Below are 21584 nucleotides of genomic sequence, written 5' to 3'. Positions count from 1 at the left end.
GCAGCAGACGCAAGCAGTGAGGACGACCGATGCCGCAGGCGTACATGGAGCAGACGGGCCTTCAGGAGACGGGTCCGCGGACCGGTGCCGGAGCCCGGGGCCTCCTGGAGCGGTGGCGCGAGCGCCTGACGGGCCCCGACGGCTGGCGGGGACCGGGCATATGGCGGCGCGGCCTCGTCCTCGCCGGGCTCGCCGTGCTGCTCGTCCTGCTGATGGTGCTGCACGCCGAGATCCCCAACCGGGTCGGCAACCTCGGCAGCCTCACCGAAACCTTCCTGCCCTGGCTGGGCCTGCTGATCCCGGTGCTCCTGGTGGCCGCCGTCCTGCGCCGCTCGGCCACCGCGCTCATCGCCCTCCTGCTGCCGGCCGTCGCCTGGGTCAACCTCTTCGGCGGGCTGCTGACCGACAAGTCCGGCATGGGCGGCGACTTCACCGTCGCCACCCACAACGTCAACGCCGGCAACCCCGACCCGGCCGGCACCGCCCGCGCCGTCGCCGCCTCCGGCGCGGACGTCGTCGCCCTGGAGGAGTTCAGCGACGCCTCCCGCTACGAGAAGGCGCTGGCGGGCACGTACAAGTACCACTCCGTGCAGGGCACCGTCGGCATCTGGAGCAAGTACCCGCTGCACGACGCCCGCCCCGTCGACATCAAGATGGGCTGGACCCGCGCCCTGCGCGCCACCGTCGAATCCCCCCGCGGGCCCGTCGCCGTCTACGTCGCCCACCTGCCCTCGGTGCGCGTGAAGTTCAACGCCGGCTTCACCGCCGGCCAGCGCGACAACAGCGCCGAGGCGCTCGGCCGGGAGATCGCCCGGGAACCCGTCCGGCAGGTCGTCCTCCTCGGCGACCTCAACGGCACCATGAACGACCGCTCCCTGGCCCCCATCACCTCCCAGCTGCGCTCCGCCCAGGGCGCCGCCGGCAACGGCTTCGGCTTCAGCTGGCCGGCCGGCTTCCCCATGGCGCGCATCGACCAGATCATGGTCCGCGGCATGGACCCCGTCTCCGCCTGGACGCTGCCCGCCACCCCCAGCGACCACCTGCCCATCGCCGCCCGGATGAAGATCTGAGCCGTGCTCCTCTAGGGTGGAGGGCTTGCCCCGCACGCCCCACCACGCCCCACCCGAAAGGCAGCACCCCATGCCCTTGGCGCTGCTCGCCCTCGCAGTCTCGGCCTTCGGCATCGGAACCACCGAGTTCGTGATGATGGGCCTGCTGCCCAACGTCGCCGGCGACCTCCACACCTCCGTGCCCACCGCCGGGTACCTCGTCTCCGCCTACGCCCTCGGCGTGGTCGTCGGCGCCCCGCTGCTGGCCGCGCTCGGCGCCCGCCTCCCGCGCAAGCTCATGCTCGTCCTGCTGATGGTGCTCTTCACCCTCGGCAACCTCGCCTCCGCGCTCGCCCCCACCTTCGGGCTGCTGGTCACCGCCCGCGTCCTGGCCGGGCTGCCGCACGGCGCGTTCTTCGGCGTCGGCTCCGTCGTCGCCGCACAGCTGGCCGCCCGCGGGCGCCAGGCCCGGGCCGTCGCCACGATGTTCCTCGGCCTGACCGTCGCCAACGTCGTCGGCGTCCCCACCGCCACGCTGCTCGGCCAGCACCTGGGCTGGCGCGCCACGTTCCTGGTCGTCGCCGGGATCGGCGTCCTCGCCGTCGGCGCGCTCGCCCTGCTCGTCCCCGCCATCGCGCGCGAGGAGGGCGCCGGCCTCGCCCACGAGGTCCGCGCCCTGGGCGCCCCGCAGGTGCTGCTCGCCCTGCTCACCGCCGTCTTCGGCTTCGCCGGCGTCTTCGCCGTCTACAGCTACCTCGCCTCCATGAGCACCGAGGTCACCGGCTTTTCCGAGACGTCCGTCACGCTCGTGCTCGCCCTCTTCGGCACCGGCATGACCCTCGGCGCCCTCGCCGCCGGCCGCCTCACCGACCGCGCCCCCCGCGCCACGCTGTACGGGTCGCTGGGCGCGCTGGCCGTCGTGCTCGTGCTCTTCGACTTCGCGGTCCACGTGAAGTGGGCGGCGCTCGTGACGGTGGTGCTGCTCGGCGCGGTCGGCTTCATGACCACCACGCCGCTGCAGATGCTCGTCATGCACAAGGCACGGCACGCGCCGACCCTGGCCGCGGCCTCCAACCACTCGGCCTTCAACCTCGCCAACGCCGGCGGCGCCTGGCTCGGCGGCGCGGCCATCGCGGCGGGATGGGGATGGACGTCCCCCACGCTGGTGGGCGCGGCCCTGGCGGTGGTCGGCCTGGCCGTCGCGGTGACGGCGGGCGCACTGGACCGCGACGGCGGATCGCGCGTGGTCGCGGGTGCACACTTGGAGCATGTGCCGCAGCATCAAGACGCTGAGACCGCCCATCACGCCTGAGGTCAGCACGGAGGACGTCAGGGCCGCCGCCCTGCAGTACGTCCGCAAGGTCTCCGGCTTCCACACCCCGGCCGCCCACAACCGGGCCGTCTTCGACGAGGCGGTGGAAGCGGTGACGGAGGCGACGCAGCGCCTCCTGGCGGGCCTGGTGGTACGCGGGGCGAAGTGATCCCGCTGCAGGGCGGCCCTCGGGTCGCAGCCCTCAGACCGTCTCGCGCCACGCGTTCGTGATCGGCAGGCGGCGGTCCTTGCCGAAGCCCTTGGGGGAGATCTTCGTGCCCGGCGGGTACTGGCGGCGCTTGTACTCCGCCGTGTCCACCAGGCGCAGCACCTTCGCCACCAGCTCCGGGTCGTATCCCTCCGCCACGATCTCCGCCCGTCCCCGGTCGCGGTCGACGTAGAGCTCCAGGATGCGGTCGAGGACCTCGTAGTCCGGCAGGGAATCCGTGTCGACCTGGCCCGGGCGCAGTTCGGCGCTCGGGGGCTTGGTGAGGGAGTTCTCGGGGATCGGCGGGGTCTCGCCGCGTTCGGCGGCGGCCTGGTTGCGCCAGCGGGCCAGGCGGAAGACGGCGGTCTTGTAGACGTCCTTGATGGGGCCGTACGCGCCGACCGAGTCGCCGTAGAGCGTGGAATAGCCGCACGCGAGCTCCGACTTGTTGCCGGGGGCGAGGACGATGTGGCCCTCCTGGTTGGAGATGGCCATCAGCATCGTGCCGCGCAGCCGCGACTGGAGGTTCTCCTCGGCCAGGCCGGTCAGGCCGAGCGCGCCCATGTACGCGTCGAACATGGGGGCGATGGGGACGGTGCGGAAGTTCAGGCCGGTGCGCCGGGCGAGTTCCTCGGCGTCGGCCAGGGAGTGCTCGGAGGAGTAGCGCGAGGGCATGGCCACGCCGTACACGTCCGCCGCACCGAGGGCGTCGCAGGCGAGAGCGGCGACGAGTGCCGAGTCGATGCCGCCGGACAGGCCGATCAGGACGCTGCGGAAGCCGTTCTTGCGGACGTACGCGCGCAGGCCCGTCACCAGGGCGGTGTAGACCTCCTCGTCGTCGCCGAGGTGCCGGGCCCGGCCGCCGGTGAACTCCGCCTCGCGGGCGGGCAGGACGTCGGTGGACAGCGTGACGTGGTCGATGCGCAGCCCGTCGTCGACGACGCCGGAGGGGGCCTCGGCCGGGGCCGCGGGCAGGTCGAGGTCGAGCAGGAGGCAGGTCTGTTCGAACTGCGGGGCGCGGGCGACGACCTCGCCGTCGGGGCCGACGACGATGGAGTCGCCGTCGAAGACCAGGTCGTCCTGGCCGCCGGTGGAGGCGAGGTAGGCGAGCGTGCAGCCGGCCTCCTGGGCGCGCTTGCGCACCAGCTCCAGGCGGGTGTCGTCCTTCTCGCGCTCGTAGGGGGAGGCGTTGATGGACAGCAGCAGCCCGGCGCCGGCGGTGCGCGCGGCCGGTACGCGGCCGCCCTCCTGCCAGAGGTCCTCGCAGATGGCCAGGGCCACGTCCACGCCGTGCACCCGCACCACCGGCAGGGTCTCGCCGGGCACGAAGTAGCGGAACTCGTCGAAGACGCCGTAGTTGGGCAGGTGGTGCTTGGCGAAGGTGAGCACGGCCTCGCCGCGGTGCAGGACGGCGGCGGCGTTGCGCGGGGCGCCGGCCGGGCGGCCCAGCTTGGGGCGGGCCTCCTCGCTGTGGTCGAGGTAGCCGACGACGACCGGCAGCTCGCCCAGGCCCTCCTGCTGCAGGCGGGCGGCGAGGTCGTGCAGCGCCCGGCGGCCGGCACTGACGAAGGAGCGGCGCAGCGCCAGGTCCTCGACGGGGTAGCCCGTCAGGGCCATTTCGGGGAACGCGGCCAGGTGGGCGCCGTGCTCGGCCGCGTGGCGGGTCCAGCGGACGATCGCCTCCGCGTTGCCGGCGATGTCCCCGACGGTGGAGTCGATCTGGTTCAGGGCGAGACGAAGGTGAGCCACGCCGCCAGTGTAATCGTCTGACTGACGCAATGGGGGGTGGACGCCGCCGCACCGTTCGTGCGGCGGCGTCCGCTGTGGAGCGACTTCCGGAAGCTACTTCCGGTAACCGAGGACCGTCATCATCCCCGACTCCGCGTGGTAGACGTTGTGGCAGTGGATCATCCACAGCCCCGGGTTGTCCGCGTCGAAGTCGGCCTCCAGCCGCCTGCCCGGCAGCACGATCGCCGTGTCCTTGCGCGGCCCGCCGCCCGGCAGCGCGAACGTGTGGCCGTGCAGGTGCATCGGGTGCCACATCGTGGTGTCGTTGACGAACACCAGGCGTACGCGCTCGCCCGCCCGCACCGGAAGGCGCTCCTGCGGGTCGTACGGCTTCCCGTTGATCGCCCAGTCGTACGCCGCCATCGACCCCGTCAGGCGCAGCGTGAGCGTCCGGTCCGGCCGGCGCTCCGGCAGCGCCGCGCCCGCGGCCGCCCGCAGGCGGGAGGCGGTCAGGGGCGCGCCGGACAGCTCCCGGGGGCGTACGTCCGCGCCCGGCGCCGCACCGCCGCCCGTGCGCAGCACGGCCAGCGCCGTACGGTCCTTGCCCTCGGCCAGGGCCGTCAGCGGGAAGACGCCGTCCTTGGCCTCGACCAGGACGTCGTACCGCTCGCCCATGCCCAGCAGCAGCGCGTCCGTCTGCACGTGCTCGACGGGGAATCCGTCCGTGTGGGTGACGGTCATCCGGTGGTCGCCCAGGGCCACGCGGAAGGCGGTGTCCCCGCCGGCGTTGATCAGGCGGATCCTGATCCGGTCGCCCGGCCGGGCGGTGAACGTCTGCGGGTCCTCCGGGACCCGGCCGTTGACCAGGTAGTACGGGTACGCCACGTCGCCGGCGTCCCCGCCGAGGTACGGGCTGGTGGCGCCCATCAGCATGCGCGGCGGGCCGGCGGGCGCGGGCGAGGCGGAACCGTGGTCCGTCCCGCCGTGGCTCATGCCGCCATGGCTCATCCCGCCGTGGTCCATGCCGCCGTGGTCCATGGGGCCGTTGCTCGGGGAGCCGTGGTCCATGGAGCCGTGGTCCATGCCGCCCATGCCCTTGCGGAGCTCCGCGAGCACCGCGTCCGGCGTGCTGCCGTCGACCCCGTCGACCCAGTCGTCGAGGACGACGACCCACTCCTTGTCGTACGCCAGCGGCTCCTTGGGATCCGCCACGATCAGCGGCGCGTACAGCCCGCGGTCCTGCTGTGCGCCGGTGTGCGGGTGCAGCCAGTACGTGCCCGGGCGCGGCACCGCGAAGCGGTAGTCGAAGGAGGCGCCCGCCTTGACGGGACGTTGGGTCAGGCCGGGGACGCCGTCCATGTCGTTGCGCAGGGCGAGGCCGTGCCAGTGCAGGGAGGTGGGCACGGGCAGGTGGTTGGCCAGGGACAGTGCCAGCGTCTCGCCCGCGGTCAGGCGGATCTCCTTGCCGGGCAGCGCATCGCCGTAGGCCCAGGAGGCGACCGTGCGGCCGGCGCCCAGCTCCAGGCGTGCGGGGGTCGCGGTGAGGGAGAAGGAGCGCACGGGTCCCGAGGGGCGCCGCGCCTCGGCGGCGGCGACCTCCTTGCCGTCGGGGGAGACGAAGGCGGGGTCGCGGTCGGGTGCGGCGGAGCCGGTGGAGCAGGCGGCGAGCAGGCCGGTTCCGGCCAGGCCGAGTCCCGCGCCGAGCACGGCGCGGCGGGAGGTGGACATGGGGATACCTCGTCGGTGATCGGTGGTGTGTACGGGCAGCAGCGAGCGCGCGCTGCCGCCTATACGCGCAGCACCGACAACCGGGCGAGGGACTTGTGCCGGGGCGGGGGCGGGTGGGGCCACAGGGCACGGGAGAACCACGGCCGGGCCGCGGGCGCGGGCCGGGCGCCCCGGCGGCCCAGACCGGCCAGGGCGAGCAGGGCCGCCAGGGTCCAGCCGGCGGCGAGAACGGCCAGGCACACGGACGAGGGGTCCATGGCGGGAGCCTTGCCGCCGTCCTCGTGGTGCCGCGACCCGGCGTGGGCGCCGGCGTGCCCCGGCACGGTGGTCGCGACCGCCGCGGTGCGGGCCCGCTCGGCGTGGCCGCCGGGGTGCCCGAGTGTGTGCATGGTCACGATTCCGAGCAGGAGGGCGGCGAGCAGCAGCGGCCGCCCGCACCGGGCGGCGATCCCGCGCCGTCCTTGCACCGCCTGCCTCCCGAGCCCCTGGATCTTGCCGGGCACCCTACCCCCGCGGGGTATCGGACGCCAGGCGTGGGGCCGGGACGGATGTGCGCGCAGTGGTGCGAAGGCCCGATCATTGGGCGAAAACGTTTGACGCACGGCCCCGAAGGACGCTCTTCCCCCATGACCCTCACGGACCAGGTTCGGGACGAACGTCCCCCCACCGCTGCGCCCGTCGCCGCTTCCGCGCCGGGAGCCCCGCAGACGCAGTTCATCTCGTGGGCCACCCTCGCGATGATGACCACCGCCTCCGTGGCCAACCTGCGCCCTTCGCCCTCGATGGCCCTCTTCGGCCTGGCCGCCGTCTTCCTCTACCTGCTGCCCGCCGTCGTCTTCCTGCTGCCCACCGCCCTGGTCTCGGCCGAACTGGCCTCCGGCTGGCCCGGCGGCGTCTACCGGTGGGTGAGCGAGGGGCTGTCCAAGCCGCTCGGCTTCCTCGCCGTGTGGTGCCAGTTCGCGATGACCATCGCGTACTACCCCAGCCTGCTGGCCTACGTCGCGAGCACCTTCGCCTACATCGTCGACCCGTCGCTGGCGGACAACGGCCTGTACATCGCCATCGTCATCGTCGTCATCTACTGGGCCGGAGTGCTGATCTCCTCCCGTGGCACCAAGGCCGTGGCCGGCCTCTCCAGCGCCGGACTGGTCGTGGGAACGCTGATCCCCGGCGTCGTCCTCGTCGTGCTCGGCATGGTCTTCCTCGCCCAGGGCAACCCCTCCGCCGCGCCCATGGACTCCTCGCACGTGCTGCCGCCGTGGGCCGGACTGGCCAGCCTCGTGCTCATCGTCAACAACTTCCTGTCCTACGCGGGCATGGAGATGAACGGCGTGCACGTCGCGGCCCTGCGCGAACCCGGCAAGGACTACCCGCGCGCGATGTTCGCCGCCACCGGCCTCGTCCTGCTGATCTTCATCCTGCCCGCCCTGGCCATCAGCTGGGTCATGCCGGGCAAGGACCTGAGCCTGACGGCCGGCGTCATGCAGGCGTTCCAGGGCTTCTTCGACCACTTCGGCGTCGGCTGGCTGACCAAGGTCGTCGGCGTGCTGCTCGTGGCCGCGGCACTCGGCGGCATGCTCACCTGGCTCGCCGGGCCCGCCAAGGGCCTGCTGATGGTCTCCCGGCAGGAGGGCTACCTGCCGCCGGCCCTGCAGAAGCTCAACAAGCACGGCGTGCCGACCACCATCATGGTCGCCCAGGGCGCCCTGACCACCGTCATCGCGCTGCTGTACGCCTTCATCCCCGACGTCTCCAGCGCCTACTGGATCTTCTCGGTCGTCACCACGCAGATCTATCTCGTCGTCTACCTGCTGATGTTCGCCGCCGCCATCCGGCTGCGCCGCACCCGCCCCGACGCGCCCCGCGGCTTCCGGGTCCCGGCCCTGCACCTGGTCGCCGGCGTCGGCTTCGCCGCCTCCGCCGCAGCGATGTGCATCGGCTTCGTCCCGCCGGAGCAGTTCGGCGGCCAGCCGCTGTGGCGCTACCTGCTCATCGTCGGCGGCGGCCTGCTCACCCTCGGCTTCCTCGCCCCCCTGGCCTTCCTCGCCCTGCGCAAGCCGCACTGGGTGGCGGCCGAGCACCGCCGCGACGGCGCCGTCGAGTAGCTTGTGCGTGCCCCGTCCGCGCCACGGGGCACGCACACGGCGACGCACGGACCGAGGGGGGTCCCATGAGCGGTACGGCACGGCCACCGGGGCGGATGCTGCGCGTCGGCGGGATCCCCCTGCACGTGCTGTGCGAGGGCTCGGGCCCGGTCTGCGTGCTCAGCCCCGGGCTGGGCATGGCCTGGTTCGACTGGGACCCCGTCGTACCGCTCCTCGCCCCCTACCGCACGGTCGTCCGCTTCGACCGCCCCGGCCTGGGCTTCAGCGCCCCCGCCACCGAACCGCCCACCGCCGCCGGCGAGGCCGCCCGCATCGCCGGCGTCCTCGACGCCCTGGGCCTGGCCACCCCCGCCACCGTCGTCGGCCACTCGCTGGCGGGGCTGCACGCCGAGGCCTTCGCCCGGCTGTACCCCGAGCGCACGGCCGGCCTCGTCCTCGTCGACTCCAGCGTCGAGGAGGACGCCCGCCCCGTCGCCGCCCGCGAACTGCGCACCGCCGCCGCCCGCCTGCGCGGCCTCGCCATCGGCGCCGCCGGCCTGCCCCACGCCCTCGGCCCGGCCCTGCGCCGGCTGACCGCCCGCTCCGCCTCCGTACGCCGCCGCGACCCCGCCCCCGCCGACCTGGTCCGCCGCGTCTACGGCAGCAGCCGCGTCGCCCGCGCCGTCGTCATGGAGAACGCCCGCTACCGCGACGTCGCCGCCGAACTGGAGGACCTGCGCGCCCACCACGGCCTGCCGCCCGTCCCCGTCACCTTCCTGGCCGCCTCCACCGGCAGCGACTCCGCCCCCGAGCGCCGCTGGCTGCACCGCCAGCGCGCCCTGGCCGCCCGCCTCGACGCCCGCTTCGAGGCCGTGGCCCCGGCCGGCCACCTCCTGATGCACGACCGCCCCCAGTCCGTCGCGGCGGCGGTCCTGGCGACGCCGTATGTCCACCGCCTGCGGGGCTGAGGGGGCCGCCGGCCGCATGCGGGGGGTATGTGCTGGGCAGTGGATTTCGTCCGCGCGTCAGTACGATGCACCCAGAGGCCGCAAGGTCGGATCCGAACGGAAACCCGCCGGTAACCCGGGGGCGTGATACTCAAGGTCCGGCCCGTGCCGGCCGCCAGCTCGACGCCGGGTGAAACGAGCCGTCTGACCTGCAAGGATAGGTAGCTATGGATAAGCAGCAGGAGTTCGTGCTCCGCACGCTCGAAGAGCGCGACATCCGGTTCGTCCGGCTGTGGTTCACCGACGTCCTGGGGTACCTGAAGTCCGTGGCGGTGGCGCCGGCCGAGCTTGAGCAGGCGTTCGACGAGGGCATCGGCTTCGACGGGTCCGCGATCGAGGGCTTCGCCCGCGTCTACGAGTCCGACATGATCGCCAAGCCGGATCCGGGGACCTTCCAGATCCTGCCCTGGCGCGCCGAGGCCCCGGGCACGGCGCGGATGTTCTGCGACATCCTGATGCCGGACGGCTCCCCGTCCTACGCCGACCCGCGCTACGTGCTCAAGCGCATCCTGGCCAAGACCTCCGACCTCGGGTTCACCTTCTACACCCACCCCGAGATCGAGTTCTTCCTGCTGAAGGACAAGCCGGTCGACGGCAGCCGGCCGGTGCCCGCCGACAACTCCGGCTACTTCGACCACACCCCGCAGAACGTCGGCATGGACTTCCGCCGGCAGGCCATCACCATGCTCGAATCGATGGGCATCTCGGTGGAGTTCAGCCACCACGAGGGCGCGCCGGGGCAGCAGGAGATCGACCTGCGGTACGCCGACGCGCTGTCGACGGCCGACAACATCATGACCTTCCGCCTGGTGATGAAGCAGGTGGCGCTGGAGCAGGGCGTGCACGCCACGTTCATGCCGAAGCCCTTCTCGGAGTACCCGGGGTCGGGCATGCACACCCACCTGTCCCTCTTCGAGGGCGACCGCAACGCCTTCTACGAGTCGGGCGCCGAGTACCAGTTGTCGAAGGTGGGCCGCTCGTTCATCGCCGGTCTGCTGCGGCACGCGGGGGAGACCTCGGCCGTCACCAACCAGTGGGTCAACTCCTACAAGCGCATCTGGGGCGGCTCCAAGCGCACCGCCGGTGCCGGCGGCGAGGCGCCGTCGTACATCTGCTGGGGCCACAACAACCGCTCGGCCCTGATCCGGGTGCCCATGTACAAGCCGGGCAAGACCGGCTCCACGCGCGTCGAGGTGCGCTCCATCGACTCCGGCGCCAACCCCTACCTGACGTACGCGGTCCTGCTCGCCGCGGGCCTGAAGGGCATCGAGGAGGGGTACGAACTGCCGCCCGGCGCCGACGACGACGTGTGGGCGCTGTCGGACGCCGAGCGCAGCGCGATGGGCATCGAGCCGCTGCCGCAGAACCTCGGCGAGGCCATCGAGCTGATGGAGCGCAGCGAGCTGGTCGCCGAGACCCTCGGCGAGCACGTCTTCGACTTCTTCCTGCGCAACAAGAAGCAGGAGTGGGAGGAGTACCGCTCCGAAGTCACCGCCTTCGAGCTGCGCAAGATGCTGCCGGTGCTGTGAGCGCCCCCGGCCGCGTCTGGTACGCGGCCTTCGGGTCGAACATGCACGCCCGGCGCCTGCGCTGCTACCTCACCGGGGGCAGGCCGGCCGGGGCGCGGCGGACCTGCCCCGGCTGCCGGGATCCGCGGCCGCCGCAGCGGTCGGTGCCGCTGATGCTGCCGGGCGTGCTGTACTTCGCCACCGTCTCGCCCGTGTGGAGCGGCGGGCGGGCGTTCTACGACCCCGACGGCGCCGGGACGACGGCCGCCCGCGGCTACCTGCTCACCGCCGCGCAGTTCTCCGACGTCGCCGCACAGGAGATGTACCGCGAGCCCGGCCGCGACCTGGACCTCGGCGGCGTCCGGGCAGGCTCCCGCCGCGTCCTGGGGCCGGGACGCTACGAGACGCTGGTGTGCCCCGGCATGCTGGACGGGCACCCGGTGCTGACCCTCACCGCGCCCTGGGGCCACCGCGACGTGCCCGGCAACCCGCCCTCGGCGGCGTACCTGCGGCACATCGCGGCCGGCCTGGCCGAGGCGCACGGCTGGGGCGCCGAGCGCGCGGCCGCCTACCTGGCCGGCTGTCCGGGAGCCTACGGACACTGGACGGCCGAGTCCGCGGCGGCACTTCTGCGCTCGGCACCGACCGATCACGACGGTGCCCCCGGCGGCCGGGGCGACTAGGCTCGTGCGTGGCCTGATCGGCGGGCACCGGAGCGGGAGGCAGACGATGACCGTGCCGCAGGGGCGGCGGAGCAGTACGTACACCCGGTTGCTGAGGTACGGCTTCACGGATCCCGCAGCCGCCGAACGGCTGCTCGAAGGACCGGGGCTGGCCTCCGTGGGCGCCGACCCGGTGCTGCTCGACGCGCTCGGCGCGGCCGCCGACCCCGACCTGGCGCTGCGCGGACTGGTGCGGCTGGAGGAGGCCGAGCGGGACGCCGGCGAGCGCCGGGCGCTGCTGGAGACGCTGGTGGCCGCCAAGCCGCTGCGCGACCGGCTGCTGGGAGTGCTCGGCGCCTCCGAGGCGCTCGGCGACCACCTGGCCCGCCACCCCGGCGACTGGCACGCCCTGCACGACTTCGAACCGGCCGATCTGCGCCCGGACGTGGCGCAGTTCGAGCGGTCCCTGGCCGAGGGCATGCGCGGCGGCCGCGAGCGCGGCCTCACGGCACCGGACGCGTTGCGCGCCGCCTACCGCCGGGCCCTGCTGGGCATCGCCGCCCGCGACGTCAGCGGCGCCACCGACCTGTCCACGACCGCCGCCGAACTCGCCGACCTGGCCACCGCCACCCTGCGCGCCGCGCTGGCCGTGGCCGAGGAGGAGCAGCCGGCCGACGCCGCCGCCTGCCGGCTGGCCGTCATCGGCATGGGCAAGTGCGGCGGCCGGGAACTGAACTACGTCTCCGACGTCGACGTCATCTTCGTGGCCGAGCCGCGCGGGCAGACGCCGGAGGACCGCGCCCTGCAGGCCGCCACCCGGCTCGCCTCGCGCATGATGCGGGTGTGCTCCGACGTCACCCCCGAGGGCACCATCTGGCCCGTGGACGCCAACCTGCGCCCCGAGGGCCGCAACGGGCCCCTCGTGCGCACCCTGAGCAGCCACCTCGCCTACTACCAGCGCTGGGCCAAGACCTGGGAGTTCCAGGCCCTGCTCAAGGCCCGTCCGGTGGCGGGCGACACGGCGCTGGGAGGCGCGTACGCCGAGGCCGTCTCGCAGCTGGTGTGGCAGGCCGCCGAGCGGGAGAACTTCGTCGCCGACGTGCAGCAGATGCGCCGGCGCGTGGTCGCCTCCATCCCCGCGGGCCAGCTGGAGCGCGAGCTGAAGCTGGGCCCCGGCGGCCTGCGCGACGTCGAATTCGCCGTGCAGCTGCTGCAGTTGGTGCACGGGCGCAGCGACGCCACCCTGCGCGTGCCCGGCACCCTGGACGCGCTGGCCGCCCTCGCCGCGGGCGGCTACGTCGGCCGCGCGGACGCGAAGGCGCTGGACGCCGCCTACCGGTTCCTGCGGTCCATGGAGCACCACATCCAGCTCTACCGGCTGCGCCGCACCCACCTCGTGCCCGAGGCCGAGGCCGACCTGCGGCGCCTGGGCCGCTCGCTGGCCCGCACCCACGGCTGGCCGCAGGGCACCGAGCCGGTCGCCGAGCTCGGCGCGCAGTGGCGCCAGCACACCCGCGAGGTGCGCCGGCTGCACGAGAAGCTGTTCTACCGGCCGCTGCTGGACGCCGTCGCCCAGCTCGAACCCGGCGAGATCCGGCTCAGCCCCAAGGCCGCCGGCCAGCGCCTGGAGGCCCTGGGGTACGCCGATCCGGTCGGCGCCCTGCGCCACCTGGAGGCGCTCGCCTCCGGGGTGACCCGCAAGGCGGCCATCCAGCGCACGCTGCTGCCGGTGCTGCTGGGCTGGTTCGCCGACTCCGCCGACCCCGACGCGGGCCTGCTGAACTTCCACAAGGTCTCCGACGCCCTCGGCCGCACCCCCTGGTACCTGCGGCTGCTGCGCGACGAGGGCGCCGCCGCCGAGAACCTCGCCCGGGTGCTCTCCGCCGGCCGCCTCGCCCCCGACCTGCTGCTGCGCGCCCCCGAGGCCGTCGCCCTGCTCGGCGACCCCGGGGGCCTGCGGCCGCGCACCCGCGAGGCGCTGGAGCAGGAGGTGCTGGCCGCCGTCGGCCGGGCCGAGGACGCCGAGGCCGCCATCGTCGCGGTGCGCGGAGTGCGCCGCCGGGAGCTGTTCCGCACCGCCGCGGCCGACATCATCGGCGCCTACGGGCGGGCCGGAACGCCCTCCGAGGCGCACGCCTCCGGCGCGCACGGCACCGGCTCCCGCGGGGCGGCCGAGACCGCCGGCGCCGACCACGCCGCCCGCGCCGGCATCGTCGGCGACGCCGTGACCGACATCAACGCCGCCACCCTCGCCGGCGCCCTGCGCGCCGCCGTCCGGGCCGAGTGGGGCGAGACCCTGCCCACCCGGTTCGCCGTCATCGGCATGGGCCGCTTCGGCGGCCACGAGCAGGGCTACGGCTCCGACGCCGACGTGCTGTTCGTCCACGAGCCCCGCGAGGGCGTCCCCGAGGAGGAGGCCGCCAAGGCGGCCCACGCCGTGGCGGGCGAGATGCGCCGGCTGCTGCAGCTGCCCACCACCGATCCGCCGCTGCTCGTCGACGCCGACCTGCGCCCCGAGGGCCGGTCCGGCCCGATCGTGCGCAGCCTCGCCTCCTACGCCGCCTACTACCGGCGCTGGTCGCTGGTGTGGGAGAGCCAGGCCCTGCTGCGCGCCGAACCGGTGGCGGGCGACGCCGACCTCGGACGGCGCTTCGTCGAACTGATCGACCCGCTGCGCTACCCCGCCGAGGGCCTGGGCGAGGACGCCGTACGCGAGATCCGCCGGCTGAAGGCCCGCATGGAGTCCGAGCGGCTGCCGCGCGGCGCCGACCCCACCACCCACACCAAACTGGGCCGCGGCGGCCTGTCGGACGTGGAGTGGACGGTGCAGCTGCTGCAGATGCGGCACGGCTGGTCGGTGCCCGCGCTGCGCACCACCCGCACCCGCGAGGCGCTCGCGGCGGCCTGCGCCGCCGGGCTCGTCGCGGCCGAGCAGGCCCGCGTGCTGGACGAGGCCTGGGTGCTGGCCACCAGCGTGCGCAACGCGGTGATGCTGGTGCGCGGCCGGCCCGGCGACACCTTCCCGGGCGACGCCCGGGAGCTGGCCGCCGTCGGCCGCTACCTGGGCTACGAGCCGGGCCACGTGGGCGAGATGCTGGACGACTACCGGCGTACCACGCGCCGGGCCCGCGCCGTGGTCGAGGAGTTGTTCTACGGATCGGCGAACGGTTCCCGGGGCGGCCCGCACAACGGCGCGCGGGGCGGCCGGTGACGTTACAGCCCCCGGTGACGTACAGCGGCCGGTGACGGACGACGGCCGGTGACCCAAGGATCCCGCTAGGCGCGCCCGCTCGCCACCCGGCGGGCCAGGCGCAGCGGGAACGCCCCGAACCACGCGTAGGACAGGCCGAAACCGACCCCCAGGCACAGCAGCCCGCCCACCGCGTCCAGCCAGAAGTGGTTGGCGGTGGAGACGATGACCACCAGCGTCGCCAGCGGGTAGAGGACGGCCAGGACGCGGACCCACACGGCCCGGGCGAGGGTGGCGACCATGACGCCGCACCAGGCCGACCAGCCGATGTGCATGGAGGGCATGGCCGCGTACTGGTTGGACATGTCCGCGAGGTTGCCCGAGGCCATCGAGCCCCAGGTGTGGTGCACCACGACGGTGTCGACGAAGCCCGGGCCCTGCATCAGCCGGGGCGGCGCGAGCGGATACAGGTAGTAGCCGAGCAGTGCCACACCGGTGGTGGCGAACAGCGCCAGGCGGCCTGCCGAGTACCGCCCGGGGTGCCAGCGGTAGAGCCAGACCAGGACCGTGATCGTCAGCACGAAATGCAACGTCGCGTAGTAGTAGTTCATGCCCACGACCAGCCACGTCACCGAATTCACGGCCTGGTTGACCGTGTGCTCGACGGCGATGTGCAGGCTCTGCTCGGTCCGCCAGATCCAGTCGGCGTTGCGCAGGGCCGCGGCGCGCTGCTCCGGCACGGCGTTGCGGATGAGCGAATACGTCCAGTAACTCACCGCGATCAGCAGCACCTCGAACCACAGGCGCGGGTGCCGGGGCCTGCGCGGTCTGCGCAGGAGGTGCGCCCGGGGGCGGCCCGCCGACGGCCCCTCCGCGCGCTCGTCGGTGGGTGACGGAGCGGCCGTCCGGCCTTGCACAGTCCTCACTGTCGCTTCACCCATAGGCCAACAGTCTGCCAGAAAGCGCCCCGCGCCAGATCGCCCGAGCGATCGTTACCGGCCGCCCGCCACCCCGGTCCGCGGGCCCCCGCAGGGGCCCGCGCGCGCCGTCAGGAACGCCCGCCGGGGGCCGAGGCGGTCGAGCCCCGCACGACCAGTTCGGGCAGGAAGACGAACTCGCTGTGCGGCGCCGGCGTCCCTCCGACCTCCTCCAGCAACGCCCGCACCGCGGCCTGCCCCATCGCCTGCACCGGCTGCCGGATGGTCGTCAGCGGCGGATCGGTGAAGGCGATCAGCGGCGAGTCGTCGAAGCCCACCACCGAGACGTCGCGCGGCACTTCGAGTCCTCGCTGACGGGCCGCCCGCACGACCCCGAGCGCCATCATGTCGCTCGCGCACACCACCGCCGTGCACCCCCGGTCGATCAGCGCGGCGGCCGCCGCCTGACCACCCTCAAGGGTGAACAGCGAATGCTGTATCAGCGCCTCCGCCTCCGGCTCGGGCAGGCCGAGCTGCTCGCGCATGCTCGCCACGAAGCCCTCGATCTTGCGCTGCACCGGCACGTACCGCCGCGGCCCCACCGCGAGCCCTATGCGCCGGTGCCCCAATGCCGCCAAATGGGTGACGGCCAGCCGCATCGCCGCCCGGTCGTCGGGAGAGACGAAGGGCGCCCGGACCTGCGGCGAAAAGCCGTTGATCAGCACGAACGGCACCCCTTGGGCCCGCAGCCGCTCGTAGCGCTGCATGTCCGCCGAGGTGTCCGCGTGCAGCCCGGAGACGAAGAGGATGCCGGCGACGCCGCGCTCGACGAGCATCTCCGTCAGCTCGTCCTCGGTGGAGCCGCCCGGCGTCTGCGTGGCCAGCACCGGGGTGTATCCCTGCCGGGTGAGCGCCTGGCCGATCACCTGCGCGAACGCCGGGAAGATGGGGTTGTCCAGCTCCGGGGTGATCAGCCCGACCAGCCCGGCGCTGCGCTGCCGCAGCCGTACGGGCCGCTCGTAGCCCAGGACGTCGAGTGCGGCCAGCACCGACTGACGGGTGGAGGCGGCCACCCCCGGCTTCCCGTTGAGGACACGGCTGACGGTCGCTTCGCTGACACCCGCCTGGGCGGCGATGTCGGCCAGCCGTGCGGTCACAGGAGGTGACGATACCGGTCGCATCTCAGACTGCCCACCACACACAAGAATTCGAAGGAATCCTTACCGTACCGCCCGCGAATTCCAGGGCCGCGCTGGCCAGCACCGGACGACCCGGCACCGGCAGCGTCACCTCGGTGTCCAGTGTGTTCAGGGTGCACACGAAACCGGGGCGGGTGAAGGCCAGCACGCCCTCGGGCGCGTCCAGCCAGCCCATGTCGCCGTCGCCCAGCCCCGGCAGCTGCCGGCGCAGCGCGAGCGCCGAGCGGTACAGCTCCAGCATCGAGCGCGGATCGCCGGACTGCGCCTCGACCGACAGCCCCGCCCACTGCTCGGGCTGCGGCAGCCAGCTGCCGCCCGGCCCGAAGCCGTACGGGGCCGCCTCGCCCGACCACGGCAGCGGCACCCGGCAGCCGTCGCGCAGGCCGTCCTGGCCGTCGCCGCGGAAGAACGCCGGGTCCTGGCGCACCTCGTCGGGGAGGTCCACCACCTCCGGCAGGCCCAGCTCCTCGCCCTGGTAGACGTACGCCGAGCCGGGCAGCGCCAGCATCAGCAGCGCCGCCGCCCGGGCCCGGGTCAGCCCCAGCTCCCCGTCGCCGGCGCCGTAGCGGGTCACGTGCCGCACCACGTCGTGGTTGGAGAGCACCCACGTCGTGGGCGCCCCCACCGAGGCGGTCGCCGCCAGCGACCGGTCGATCACCTCGCGCATGGCGTCGGCGTCCCACTCGCAGGTCAGGAACTGGAAGTTGAACGCCTGGTGCAGCTCGTCCGGGCGCACGTACAGCGCCAGGCGCTCCGAGGTCGGCGCCCACGCCTCCGCCACGCCCACCCGCTCGCCGGGGTAGGAGTCCAGCAGCCGCCGCCAGCCGCGGTGGATCTCGTGCACCCCGTCCTGGTCGAAGAACGGCAGCACCTGCGCCCCGATCAGCTTGGCCTGCTCGGTGCGGCCGATGTCGGGCAGGCCCGGCGCCTTGACCATCCCGTGCGCGACGTCGATGCGGAAGCCGTCGACGCCCAGGTCCAGCCAGAACCGCAGGACGGAGTCGAACTCCTCGCGCACCTCGGGGCAGTCCCAGTTCAGGTCCGGCTGCTCGGGCGCGAACAGGTGCAGGTACCACTCGCCGGGCCGGCCGTCCGCGTCCGTCGTCCGCGTCCAGGCCGGGCCGCCGAAGACGGACTCCCAGTCGTTCGGCGGCAGTTCGCCGCTCTCGCCCCGGCCCGGCCGGAAGTGGTAGCGCGCGCGGGCCGTCCCCCCCGGACGGTCCGCGAGCGCCTCCCGGAACCAGACGTGCCGGTCGGAGGTGTGGTTGGGCACGATGTCCACGATCACCCGCAGGCCCAGCCGGTGGGCCTCGCGCACCAGGTCGTCCGCGTCGGACAGCTGCCCGAACAGCGGGTCGACGGCCCGGTAGTCGGCCACGTCGTAGCCCCCGTCCGCCTGCGGCGAGGCGTAGAACGGCGTCAGCCACAGCGCGTCCACCCCGAGGCCGGCCAGGTACGGCAGCCGCTCGCGGATCCCGCGCAGGTCGCCGACGCCGTCCCCGTCGCTGTCGGCGAACGAGCGCACGTACACCTGGTAGATGACGGCGCTGCGCCACCAGCCGGCCTGCTCGGCGGAGGCGGCTGCGGAGTCTGCGGCGAACGGGCTGACGGAGGGCGCGAGGTCCGGGGTCATGTACGTCCTATCGGTTCGTGATGTCGTATGGCGGGGCGGGTGGTGCGCACGGCTCAACGACGGGCGGGGCCCGCGGGTCAGCCCTTCGTCCCGCCCGCGGTGAGCCCGGCGACCAGATGCCGCTGGGCGAAGAAGAAGACCAGCCCGGCGGGCAGCGCGATGAGCACGGCCGCCGCCGTCATCAGCCCCCATTCGGCCTTCTGCTGGCCGACGAAGGTCTGCAGGCCGACGGCGAGCGTGTAGTTCTCCTCGCTGCTCATGAACTGGCTGGCGAAGGCGACCTCGCCCCAGGCGGTGATGAAGGAGTAGAAGCCGGTGACCGCCAGCCCCGGCCGGGCCAGCGGCAGGATCAGCCGCCAGAACGTGCCGAACGGGGTGAGACCGTCGACCCGGCCGGCCTCGTCGATCTCGGCCGGTATGGAGTCGAAGTAGCCCTTGAGCATCCACGCGCAGAACGGCACCGAGACCGTGCAGTACGTGAGGATCAGGCCGAGGTAGGAGTCCAGCAGTCCCAGCTGTCCCAGGAGCGTGTACAGCGGCACGATCAGCACCGCCATCGGGAACATCTGCACCACCAGGAACGTCCACATCAGCGGCCGGTGGCCGGGAAAGCGCATCCGCGAGACCGCGTACCCCGCGCTCGCCGCCACCAGCACGCCCAGGACGGTGGCGCCCAGGGCCACGATCAGCGAATTGCCGAACCAGGTCAGGAACTTCGTCTCGCCCAGCACGTGCGTGTAGTTCGACAGGCCGAAGCCGGTCGCCCGCATCGGCTCCTGCCAGCCGTCGCGCCCGCGCAGCGAGACGTAGACGACGAACAGGACGGGGAAGACGGCGATCGCCGAAGCCGCGATCAGCGCGGCGTGCAGCGCTGCCGAGGCACCGCGCGAGCGCTGCCCGCGCTGCCGCCGGCGGGTGGGAATCGTGGTGCTCATCGCGTCGCGGCCTCCTGCCTGGCGAGCATCCGGCGGTAGAAGACGGCGAAGACCAGCAGCAGCGACAGGATGAGGATCCCGTACGTCGCCGAGCCCGCGTAGTCGCGCACGCCCTGGAAGGCCATCCGGTAGGCGTACGTCACGAGGATCTCGCTGTCCGAGCTCGCCCCCTGCCCGATCAGCAGGTAGATGACCTGGAACATGTTGAACGTCCAGATGACGCCCAGCAGGATCACCGTGCCGCTCACCGTCCGCAGCCCCGGCAGGGTCACATGACGGAAGCGCTGCCAGGGGCTCGCGCCGTCCATCTCGGCGGCCTCGTGCAGCTCGCTCGGGATGGACTGCAGGCCGCCGAGGATGGCCATCATCATGAAGGGCACGCCCAGCCACACGTTGACGGCGACCGCCGAGACCTTCTGCAGCGTGCTGTCGCCCAGCCAGTCCACGGGGCCGAACCCCATGGCGGACAGGAAGCCGTTCAGCACGCCGTACTTCTCGTTGAACATCAGCCGCCAGGCGAAGGTGGCGACGAACGCCGGCACCGCCCACGGCAGCATCAGCAGCACCCGGTACAGGGCCCTGAAGCGCACCTTGCGGTTGAGCAGCAGGGCCAGAGCGAGGCCGATGGCGTAGTGCAGCAGGACGCAGGACGCGGTCCACACGACGGTCCAGGTCAGGCGGGAGTAGAAGTGCCCCTCCTGGCCGGAGAGGACCTTCCAGTAGTTGTCGAGCCCGACGAATTGGTACGTGGCGGGGATGTCGTTGACGCCGATGGTGCGGGCGACGTTCGCCTCGTTGGCGTCCGTGAAGGACAGGTAGATGCCCCTGCCCAGCGGATAGCCGACGAGCACGCCGAGCACGACGACGACCGGCGCCACCATCGCCCACGCGTACCAGTGGGTGGAGAAGGAACGCCTGACCCGGGTGACGAGTGTGGCCATGAGAGGACTACTCCTGGATGCCGTAGTCCTTGAGGAGCGTGGACTGCCAGGCCTTCGCCGTGGCGTCGAGCCCGGCCTTGGGCTCCTCCTTCAAGGTCAGGATCTTGGTGTAGTGCTGCAGCCACTCGGTGAACAGGTCACCGCCCTGCGGGATCGGCGGCCGCGGGTGGGCCTTGGCCAGGGCCTGGTAGTAGGCGCTGCGGACCGGGTCGGCCAGAACCGCCTTGCTGTAGGCCGACTTGCGGGTCGGCAGCACGCCGATGGCGTTGGAGACGCTCTCCTCCTGCGCGGCCTCGGTCATGAATTTGGTGAAGAGGTAGGAGGCGTCGAAGTTCTTCGAGCCCGCGTAGACCACGAGGTTGTGGCCGCCCACCGGAGCGCCGGCGGTGCCGGTCGAACCCGCCGGGACGGGGGCGATGCCCAGGTTCTCGCGGGACTTGTAGGCGTCGCCGCCGAAGATCTCCTTGGTCGCCCAGGGACCGTCGACGAGCATGGCCAGCTTGCCGTTCTTGAAGTCCGTCTTGAGCGCGTTGTACCCGTCGGTGCCGGCCGGCTTGGGCGCGGCCCCCGACTTCACCAGGTCGACGGCGGTCTCGATGCCCTTGAGGGACGCCGCGGAGGAGATGGTGATCTTCTTGGCGGCGGCGTCGACCATGTCGGACTTCTCGCCGTAGAGGAAGGGCAGCGAGTAGTAGCTGTCCGGGCTCAGGCCGATGCCCTCGGCGCCGGTCTTGTCCTTGATCTTCGCCGCGGCCTCCTTCACCTCCTGCCAGGTGGCCGGGGCCTTGTCGACGCCCGCCTTCTGGAAGAGCTCCTTGTTGTAGAGGAGACCCAGGGTGTCGGTGACCTGCGGGACGCCGTACGTCTTGCCCTGGTACGCGGCGTTCTTCAGCGGGCCTTCGAGGAAGTCGCCGGAGTTGTCCAGGGCGGGGGTGCCGGTGAGGTCCTTGAGGTAGCCGAGCTGGGCGAAGCCGGGGGTCCAGCCCACGTCGGAGCGCAGCACGTCGGGGGCGCCCTTGCCGGTCGCGGCGGCGGTCTTGAACTTCTGCTGGGCCTGGTCGAAGGGCACGTTGACGTACTCGACCTTGATCTTCGGGTACTTGGCCTCGAAGTCGGCGACCAGCTTCTTGAACGCGGGCGCCTCGTTGGTGGCGTCCGAGGTGTCCCACCAGGTGATGGTGCCGCTCACGCTGCCCGGGTCGCTCGCCGCCTTGGCCCCGTCGCTCTTGTCGCCGCCGCCACCGCCGCACGCGGTCGCGGTCAGGGCCAGCGCGCCGACCAGGGCGGCGACCGATATGCCTCTTCGCATATGGATGCTCCTCTTTCAGATGGCCGCCTGAGGGGTGGGCGGCCAGAGCTGAGGAGGAAGTTAACAGGCTGAAATCTCTTGCGAAAGAGTTTGCAAGAAGGGAATCGCGAGATTTCGGGGCTGTAACCGTTCCGTGTCCGGAGGGTTGACCGGGGCGGGAGGGGCTCGTACGGT

17 protein-coding genes are annotated in these 21584 nt (G+C 73.0%); 8 read left to right on the top strand and 9 right to left on the bottom strand.

Annotation, left to right across the window (positions count from 1 at the left end; genetic code table 11):
- Window positions 1-29: 29 nt before the first annotated feature.
- The 3 genes from AC27L3_RS09495 (at window position 30) to AC27L3_RS09485 (ending at window position 2530) form a co-directional block, all read left to right on the top strand.
- Complete coding sequence (locus AC27L3_RS09495) at window positions 30-1070, top strand: endonuclease/exonuclease/phosphatase family protein (protein ID WP_487233548.1); 1041 nt, start codon at window positions 30-32, stop codon at window positions 1068-1070.
- Window positions 1071-1140: 70 nt separating this feature from the next.
- Window positions 1141-2361, top strand: coding sequence for an MFS transporter (locus AC27L3_RS09490; protein WP_487233547.1), 1221 nt, complete (start codon window positions 1141-1143; stop codon window positions 2359-2361).
- Entirely contained in the window at window positions 2318-2530 is a 213-nt protein-coding gene (locus AC27L3_RS09485) for a DUF2277 domain-containing protein (protein ID WP_487233546.1), read from the top strand. Before AC27L3_RS09490 ends, AC27L3_RS09485 begins: the two co-directional genes overlap by 44 nt.
- 33 nt (window positions 2531-2563) lie before the next feature.
- On the opposite strand, the gene AC27L3_RS09480 is transcribed toward AC27L3_RS09485, so the two are convergent.
- The 3 genes from AC27L3_RS09480 to AC27L3_RS09470 form a co-directional block, all read right to left on the bottom strand.
- Entirely contained in the window at window positions 2564-4318 is a 1755-nt protein-coding gene (locus AC27L3_RS09480; RefSeq protein ID WP_487233545.1) for an NAD+ synthase, read from the bottom strand.
- A 93-nt stretch (window positions 4319-4411) separates the two neighbouring features.
- Entirely contained in the window at window positions 4412-6025 is a 1614-nt protein-coding gene (locus AC27L3_RS09475; protein WP_487233544.1) for a multicopper oxidase family protein, read from the bottom strand.
- Window positions 6026-6084: 59 nt separating this feature from the next.
- Window positions 6085-6492 (bottom strand): DUF6153 family protein, encoded by a 408-nt coding sequence (locus AC27L3_RS09470; protein WP_487233543.1) that lies wholly within the window; start codon window positions 6490-6492, stop codon window positions 6085-6087.
- A 159-nt stretch (window positions 6493-6651) separates the two neighbouring features.
- On the opposite strand from AC27L3_RS09470, the gene gadC reads away from it, so the two are divergent.
- The 5 genes from gadC (at window position 6652) to AC27L3_RS09445 (ending at window position 14497) form a co-directional block, all read left to right on the top strand.
- Window positions 6652-8130, top strand: coding sequence for a glutamate/gamma-aminobutyrate antiporter GadC (gene gadC, locus AC27L3_RS09465; protein WP_487233542.1), 1479 nt, complete (start codon window positions 6652-6654; stop codon window positions 8128-8130).
- A 65-nt stretch (window positions 8131-8195) separates the two neighbouring features.
- Entirely contained in the window at window positions 8196-9077 is an 882-nt protein-coding gene (locus AC27L3_RS09460; RefSeq protein WP_487233541.1) for an alpha/beta fold hydrolase, read from the top strand.
- Between the two features lie 206 nt (window positions 9078-9283).
- Window positions 9284-10645, top strand: coding sequence for a type I glutamate--ammonia ligase (glnA, locus tag AC27L3_RS09455; RefSeq protein ID WP_365965530.1), 1362 nt, complete (start codon window positions 9284-9286; stop codon window positions 10643-10645).
- A 41-nt stretch (window positions 10646-10686) separates the two neighbouring features.
- Window positions 10687-11307 carry a histone deacetylase gene (locus tag AC27L3_RS09450; protein ID WP_487233872.1) on the top strand — a complete coding sequence of 207 codons (621 nt, stop codon included), beginning with the start codon at window positions 10687-10689 and terminating at the stop codon, window positions 11305-11307.
- Window positions 11308-11353: 46 nt separating this feature from the next.
- The gene (locus AC27L3_RS09445) at window positions 11354-14497 is read left to right on the top strand and encodes a bifunctional [glutamine synthetase] adenylyltransferase/[glutamine synthetase]-adenylyl-L-tyrosine phosphorylase (RefSeq protein WP_487233540.1); all 3144 of its coding nucleotides are present in this window, start codon (window positions 11354-11356) and stop codon (window positions 14495-14497) included.
- Window positions 14498-14562: 65 nt separating this feature from the next.
- Here AC27L3_RS09445 and AC27L3_RS09440 read toward each other — a convergent pair whose 3' ends face one another.
- The 6 genes from AC27L3_RS09440 to AC27L3_RS09415 form a co-directional block, all read right to left on the bottom strand.
- Entirely contained in the window at window positions 14563-15417 is an 855-nt protein-coding gene (locus tag AC27L3_RS09440; RefSeq protein ID WP_487233539.1) for a phosphatase PAP2 family protein, read from the bottom strand.
- Window positions 15418-15524: 107 nt separating this feature from the next.
- Window positions 15525-16550: a LacI family DNA-binding transcriptional regulator gene (locus tag AC27L3_RS09435; RefSeq protein ID WP_487233538.1), complete on the bottom strand. Its 1026-nt coding sequence runs from the start codon at window positions 16548-16550 to the stop codon at window positions 15525-15527.
- A 25-nt stretch (window positions 16551-16575) separates the two neighbouring features.
- On the bottom strand, window positions 16576-18225 hold the full coding sequence (locus tag AC27L3_RS09430; protein ID WP_487233537.1) for a glycoside hydrolase family 13 protein: 1650 nt from the start codon (window positions 18223-18225) through the stop codon (window positions 16576-16578).
- Window positions 18226-18302: 77 nt separating this feature from the next.
- Entirely contained in the window at window positions 18303-19160 is an 858-nt protein-coding gene (locus AC27L3_RS09425) for a sugar ABC transporter permease (RefSeq protein ID WP_487233536.1), read from the bottom strand.
- Window positions 19157-20101, bottom strand: coding sequence for a carbohydrate ABC transporter permease (locus AC27L3_RS09420; protein WP_344434668.1), 945 nt, complete (start codon window positions 20099-20101; stop codon window positions 19157-19159). Before AC27L3_RS09420 ends, AC27L3_RS09425 begins: the two co-directional genes overlap by 4 nt.
- A gap of 7 nt (window positions 20102-20108) precedes the next feature.
- Entirely contained in the window at window positions 20109-21410 is a 1302-nt protein-coding gene (locus AC27L3_RS09415; RefSeq protein WP_487233535.1) for an extracellular solute-binding protein, read from the bottom strand.
- Window positions 21411-21584 lie beyond the last annotated feature (174 nt).

Source organism: Streptomyces sp. PKA51, assembly GCF_057552455.1.
Note: the sequence above shows the minus strand (reverse complement) of the source record. Positions and strands in the feature narration are given on the sequence as shown.